The sequence below is a fragment of the Endozoicomonas sp. ONNA1 genome, from assembly GCF_024606325.1.
Lineage (GTDB): Bacteria > Pseudomonadota > Gammaproteobacteria > Pseudomonadales > Endozoicomonadaceae > Endozoicomonas_A.
In genome coordinates, this window is record NZ_JAHHPN010000573.1 from 1 (window position 1) to 1,180 (window position 1,180).

Annotated in this window: 1 protein-coding gene; it reads left to right on the top strand. The window is 51.8% G+C overall.

The annotated features are described in order from the left end of the window. Nucleotides 1-900, top strand: a 900-nt coding sequence (locus KDK19_RS13225; protein ID WP_257292143.1) for an ankyrin repeat domain-containing protein, incomplete at its 5' end; no start/stop codon positions are given. Between the last annotated feature and the right edge of the window lie 280 nt (nt 901-1,180).

The window sequence follows — 1,180 nt, forward strand, 5'->3', positions numbered from 1 at the left end:
GTCAATGTCAATGCCGTTTTGAGTGATGATTTCACTGCCCTGATGTTGGCATCTGTTAATGGGCACAAGGACATCGTCGAACGCCTCATTAACGCCGGTGCAAACCTCAACGCCCGTACAAAGAAAGGCGTCACCGCGCTGTTCATGGCTGCCCAGGAAAATAACAGCGACTGTGTGAAAATCCTGCTCGAAGCCAGGGCGGATATCAACGCCCGAACAAAGGGTGGCGCCACCCCGCTACTGATCGCCAGCGAATTAGGCAATACCGATTGCGTGAAACTCCTGATCGACGCCAAGGCAGATCTCAACGCCCCGGCTGAGGATGGTAATACCCCGTTGTTCGTCGCTGCCCAACAAAATAACCACGACTGCGTGAAACTCCTGATCGTAGCCAATGCGGATCTCAACGCCCGGACTTCGCATGGCGCCACCTCGCTGTTCATCGCTGCACAGAAGGGCAATACCGACATCGTGAAAACCCTGATCGAAGCCGGAGCGGATTTCAACGCTCGAGCTAATAATGGCGCCACCCCGCTGCATATCGCAGCCCAGAAGGGCTATACCGACATCGTGAAACTCCTGATCGAAGCCAATGCGGATCTCGATGCCGCCTTGCCTGGTGGCGCCACCCCTTTGCTAAGCGCTGCCCTGCATAATAACATCGGCATCGTAAAAGCCCTGATCGAAGCCGGGGCAGATCTCAACGCCCGGACTACGAATGGCGTCACCTCGCTCTGTCTCGCAGCCCAGAAGGGCTATACCGACATCGTGAAAGTTCTGCTCGAAGCCAAAGCAGATCTTAATGCCGTCTTGTCGGATGACACCAGCCCGTTTTTTATCGCTGCTGTGACCGGCAATATCGACTGCCTTGAAGCCCTGATCAAGGCCAGGGCAAGGTAGGTAACAGAGGCAAGGCAGGGAATAAAAGAAAGGCGTCATCTTATCCGGAAAACACGGCTTTAAGGTGTTTAAATCTTCTGAGTTTTTGAAATGGGTGATTATTCAGCCACTGCAAACTTTGCAGCCATATATCTTAACTGTCGTATTTTCTTGCGCCTGGTACGTATCACCTATTGACTAACTTTTTCATGTCACCAATAACGGCTGATTTCAGAATGGTGCGTAACTTGAGTGATTAATATGCAAAACCACTTGATAGTGATTCGACATGACAGCGTAG